The following is a 5582-nucleotide window of genomic DNA, read 5'->3' on the forward strand; positions in this document are numbered from 1 at the left end:
GCGTGGTGTAGCTCGCTGAGGGCTACCACGATTGCCGGCTGGGGCCGGGACGGTCAGGCTGCCAGGGTTGGCAGGCTGACGAGGGAATCATCGCCGATTGGGGCAATGCTTTCCAGGGTCATGTAGCGGGAGCGCTGCACCGCCCACTCGTCGTTCTGTTCGAGTAGGATCGCGCCGACGAGACGGGTGATGGCAGCTTCGTTGGGGAAGATGCCCACGACCTCGGTCCGGCGTTTGATCTCGCCATTCAGGCGTTCCAATGGGTTCGTGGAATGCAGTTTGACCCGGTGTGCGGCCGGGAAGCCCATGTAGGCCAGGACGTCGGGTTCGGCCGTATCCATCAGGGTCGCGAGCTTGGGCATCTTGGGCCGGAGCTGATCGGCGACCCGCTGCCATTGCTGACGGGCCGCCTCCGCGTCGTCCTGAGCGAAGGCGGTGGCGATGAAGGCCGATACGACGCGCTGCCCGCTACGCCCGGCATGGGCGAGCACGTTGCGCATGAAGTGCACTCGGCACCGCTGCCAGGTGGCGTTCATGACCTTGCCCACCGAGGCCTTGATGCCCTCATGCGCGTCCGAGATCACGAGCTTGACCCCGCGCAAGCCGCGCCGGGCGAGCTTGCGAAGGAACGCAGTCCAGAACGTCTCGGCCTCGGACGGGCCCACGTCCATGCCGAGCACTTCCCGGCGGCCATCGGTGTTCACGCCGACCGCTACGATCACCGCCATCGAGACGATCCGGCCGTCCTGGCGCGCCTTCACGTAGGTCGCGTCGATCCAGAGATAGGACCACTCGCCCTTGATGGGCCGGTCGAGGAAGGCGCCCACCCGCTCGTCGATCTCCTGGCACAGGCGCGAGACCTGGCTCTTCTACACGCCGGTGCCGCCCATGGCTTGGACCAGATCATCCACCGAGCGGGTCGAGATCCCCTGGATGTAGGCCTCCTGAATCACGGCGGTGAACGCCTTCTCGGCCATCCGGCGCGGTTCCAGGAAGCCAGGGAAGTACGAGCCCTTCCTCAGCTTTGGGATGCGCAGTTCGACCGTGCCGGCGCGCGTCTGCCAGTTCCGGTCGCGGTAGCCGTTGCGCTGGACCAGACGCTCGGCACTCTTCTCGCCGTGGGCCGCGCCGGTCAGGCCGCCCACCTCCAACTCCATCAGGCGCTCGGCCGCAAAGCCGATCATCTCGCGCAGCAAATCTGTGTCGGCGCTCTTCTCCATCAACCCGCGCAGGGTCATCATCTCGTCGGTCATCGGGGATCTCTCGGGTTCGGGGTTGGCTGTCGCAACCCGATCCTACCCGGTAATCGCCGATGACCACCCGTCAGCTACACCACTACCTGGGACACGACCTAGCGTTGAACTCAAAGATTTAAGTGAGGAACTTGTTAAACTCCGTTTTTGCGATCCTAACCCTCGCCATTTCGCCTCTGCCGGCGTCGGCCTCATCCTGCGCCGAGCAAATCGGCACCATCGAGCGCCGTCTCGACAGCGCGGGCGCCGTCCAGATGTCCGGTCTGCAGGTGGGGCATACCCTTCGAACTGGCTCGCTCTAAGGCATTACCACGGCTTGCCTCGACACCCCCACCGATCCCACACTATCTCAACGGCCGATCACGTCGCCAGCGCCAGAACCCTCATCATCCGCGCCACCAACGAGGACCGGCAGGGGGATAAGCGTGCCTGCGAGAACACGATGAGTGAGGCCAAGAGCATAATCGGCGTGCTGCCGTAGGCCGACTTACCGGCGTTTGGTCGCACGGGAAGTGGAGGCTCCAGCGTCTGAACGCCCCTTCCACGACAGCGATTTTAAGCCGCCTCTCCACCATCATGCCTCGCTGAGGCTAAGCCCTCGCTTGGCGCATAGCCTAGTAGTGTCGGGTATTCGATTGTTTTCCCGTCACTGCTGTGTGTCTGGTCTGAGCGGCCTCAAACCGCCTCGTTTCTGTCGGGAAAATATGACTGGTTTTCTATTGCGGATAAAACGCGTCTGGATCACCATCATCCCGACATGCCGGTCAGAGATGACGGCGTCTCTGACCTCAGAAAGACGCGTGACCTGCACATCAAACTCGGCTGCAGGCGTTCTGTTGAAGTGCCAATCAAGGACGGCGTCTCAAGTACCACCAGCGTCGTACCGGCACCCGGATCTCCCTGCTCCGATCCCATCGACATCGGCATCGCTGGGATCTGCACCGGCCGACCGTCGGAACTCGACAGCCTTCTCGAGCCGGTTCCGACCATCCCTCCCGGGGGCATGGGGCTGTGCGCTCGGTGCTTCACCCGAATAGAGACCGTGATCCCAGTGTGCTTCGGAATGATCGGCATCGAGGACGCGCAGAGAGGTGTCGGCTCCGGTGCCGATGGTAGCCCGGCACGACCCAGACATCGGGACACGTTCGTCGTCTGCACCACCCGGGTGGTAGGCCGCGCGATGAAGCACGTCCCGATGTCGGACATCTTCGGTTGCCGCCCCGCGAACAGTGACCGGAGGACATCCCAAAATGGACGCGGGAGCGTCCAATCTGGCGACAGGGCGTACAGAACCTGGAACGTCTCGCCCAGCCGAAGGGCACGAAGCTGCTTCGGGAAATGCCTCTCCTGTCCCTGTGCGGCGCGGTGCATGAACCCAAAGCCAGAATCTTCGGCGTCGTCGCCGATGCTCAGGGCGGTAGAGCCAACGTCGTCCGATACGGCTTTCTGGCAGCGCGGCGGGCCGCCGAGGTGCGACGCGCGGTCGTCCTGCGACGCCATCCAGGTCAACGAAGGATCCCGTGCCGCGCACGCCGGTTCGATACCGGGCCAGGCGGGGACGCGCTCCGAGCCCGGGCGAACGCGATGGGGGGACGTCGGCATCAGCTCGAACATGGTCTTGCGGGTCGGTTCGCCGGCCTCGAAGGATGCGTCGTCGTCTACCGGGAGGGGAGCGGGTCCGCGCGGCAGGATGATGGCGATCGCCTCGGCGTTCGCCGGTTTGCGCGGCGCGGTCGCCTCGCGAACGTCGACCGTGTCCGACGGCACCGCCTTCGCGATCCGTTTGGCCGGCTCGCGGAAGCCGGGATCGAGCTCGCGCCGAGCCCGAAGCGCCGGGTCGGTCGGCACGAGTACGGCCACGATGACCGGCCGCGGGCCGTCCCGGTGCAGCACCACGGCCTCGAGGCGGTTGCCGTAACGGATCCACAGGCCCATCAGGACGGCAAAAATCCAGTCTTGGAGCGCCTTGGGGTCGATCGGTCCCTGCGTGCGCGTGATCGCCAGAACCTTCTGGGTTGAGGCAACGCGCCTGGCGACGCCCTGACAGGTGACGAGGCGTGCCTGGTCGATGCGGACCGCGAGATGACTCCAGAGTGCCTCGGGAGTTCCCAGGAGAGTCCGCGAGGCCGTGGCACCGACGCCACGCGGGGTGAGCGCATCGGCGACCACGCTCTCCGCCCTCGAGCGGGCCACCAATTCCAACAGGGTCTTCAGGTTCAGCATCTCGGCCACCGCAATGCTCGGTATCGCTGCTGCATCACGCGTCGGGAGCGACGAAAAAGGAAAGGCCCGGGCGAGGCGGGACGACGCGCCGCCGAGCCGGCCGATCCAGGTCCGTAGTGAGTCATGCAGGTCCCGAGGCGGGCTCGAAAAAAAACTTTCGCGCGCGTCGTTTGAGGTGTTGGGAGCGCCGTTGGACGCCCTCGCCAAGGCGTCAAAGATCGCACCCGGGATCGCGTCGCCCGCTTCTCGGTCGGGGGCAAAGCAAGGGCGCGCGAGGTTCGAGGCGAGGGGGCCGTGCGATTTTCAAGGGCTTTTGCCAGGCTTCAGAAGTGACCTTGGAGCCGTGAAGCGATGCCCTCCCCCCTCCGCGCCTTTAATCCGCGCCGAAAAGGTCCGCGACCTTCCCGAACTCTCGCGCTTGGCCTCACACGGTCGCCGGCTCGATCCGACAGGTCAGCGCCGGACCGACAACAGGCTTCTGACCCCATTCAACCCCGCCGGGTCGGCCTACAGCCCGCACGACCCGCTCGACGTCGTCGGCGCTCATCGCGCGGCCCTGGCTGAGATGGGTGCGGTTCCCTACGGCCGCGCGGCCATTGCGCTCCATCTTCTGGTCGGAGTCAGTCCCGAGCTGATCCGTGAGGCGGGTGGGTTGCACGACCCGCGCAATCCCATGAACCAGGCGTTGATTGAGAAGGCCCTCGCCTGGGCCGCAGAGGTCTTTGGCGCCGGTGCGGTGATCGCCTGGCGGATGGATCTGGACGAAACCGGCGGCGGGCTCGTCGACGCTTTCCTTGTGCCGACGCGTGTGGCCCGCATGAACGCGCGCTGCGAGAAGAGGATCATCTCCGTCCACGGTGCGCTGGAAGACGTTCGGCTCGCCCACGAGGCGCGGTTCAGCTATTCGGCTCTCCAGTCCTCATGGGCGACCTACGCGGGGGCGACCCTCGATGCCCGCCTGCACCGGGGTGAACCCAAAGCATCGACGGGCCGGGCTCACCTGCCGCCCGACATCTATCGCAGAGTCTGCGAGCAGGTGGCCTCGGAGGCGCACGCGCGTATCGAGGCCCGCGAAGCCGACCTCGGCGAACTTGAAGCGGCGGCGCAGAATGCGATCATCGCGGCAGACCGAGCCCGAGTAAAAGCCGAGCGTCAAGCCGAGGAGCTGAAGCGTGACAGGATGCGACTGCACGCGCACGCGCAAGACGAACTCGACGCGACGATGCGGGCGCTGACGCTGGGGATCCAGGCCGTGTCCGATGGCCGGATCGCCGGTTTGGAGTACGACCCGCACGACGGCCTCCCGAACCTGATCAGAGATCCCGACCTCGATGAGGCGGCCTGGGCCGAACTTCTAAATGCGCTTGCGCCCGCCTGGGATCGCGGTCTCCCCACTCTCCTTGCGGATCTACTCGGCGTACGCGCGTCCTCAGGCGCGTGCCAGGACGCGTACCAGATGCCGACGATGATGCATCGTTAGCGGTCGGGCGGATCTGCGCGCGTACCGAAGCAACAGGTCAATCGCCTGCTGTCATTCCGCATAGGGTATCGAGTGAACTTGGGTCCGTGAACTGTCCCAGCCAAGATCATTGGCTGGCGTGGTCGCCGTCAGCTGCTTTTACCCGTCAGTAGTTTCATGCCATCGGCCCGGATCTGACCTTTGGGATCGACGTGTCGGTAGAGGGTTTGGCGGGTGATCCCGAGTTCGATGCAGAGATCGGCGACCTTGGTCTCGGGCTGACCCATCGCAGCCTGGGCCAGCCGTAGCTTGGCCGGGGTCATCTTCGGTTTGCGCCCGCCGTTGCGACCTCTGGCTCGTGCCGATGCAAGGCCAGCCTTCGTCCGCTCGATGATAAGTGTGGATCGGCGTCGAAACATGACCCCGGCAGATCCGCTCCTAACTCTCTGACGCAGAGAGAATCCGAGTTTCCGGTGGGGTCACGATCGGCGCCGGTTGTGACCCCATCCCTCAAGGTATTTTGGTCGATGGCACAGCGACTTAACAGAGCTGAAGGAGGGGTCATGCTTCGAGGCCGATCCACAGTGAAGAACGGCTCGAAGATGTGGATCGGCGTCGAAACATGACCCCGGCAGATCCGCTCCTAA

At 65.0% G+C, this 5582-nt stretch carries 2 protein-coding genes and 2 pseudogenes; 1 reads left to right on the plus strand and 3 read right to left on the minus strand.

The genetic code is table 11. The annotated features are described in order from the left end of the window. Positions 1-53: 53 nt before the first annotated feature. Together MFF30_RS18670 and MFF30_RS18675 are read right to left on the minus strand one after the other, a co-directional pair. Positions 54-1253: pseudogene (locus MFF30_RS18670) on the minus strand (IS256 family transposase). 747 nt (positions 1254-2000) lie between these two features. Further along, entirely contained in the window at positions 2001-3485 is a 1485-nt protein-coding gene (locus MFF30_RS18675; RefSeq protein WP_238280984.1) for a hypothetical protein, read from the minus strand. A 409-nt stretch (positions 3486-3894) separates the two neighbouring features. Here MFF30_RS18675 and MFF30_RS18680 point away from each other — a divergent pair, with 409 nt between their 5' ends. After that, entirely contained in the window at positions 3895-4956 is a 1062-nt protein-coding gene (locus MFF30_RS18680; RefSeq protein WP_238280985.1) for a hypothetical protein, read from the plus strand. 128 nt (positions 4957-5084) lie between these two features. On the opposite strand, the pseudogene MFF30_RS18685 reads toward MFF30_RS18680, so the two are convergent. Further along, positions 5085-5333, minus strand: a pseudogene (locus tag MFF30_RS18685) (helix-turn-helix domain-containing protein); the annotation flags it as partial. Positions 5334-5582 lie beyond the last annotated feature (249 nt).

The sequence above is a fragment of the Methylobacterium goesingense genome, assembly GCF_022179225.1.
Lineage (GTDB): Bacteria > Pseudomonadota > Alphaproteobacteria > Rhizobiales > Beijerinckiaceae > Methylobacterium > Methylobacterium goesingense.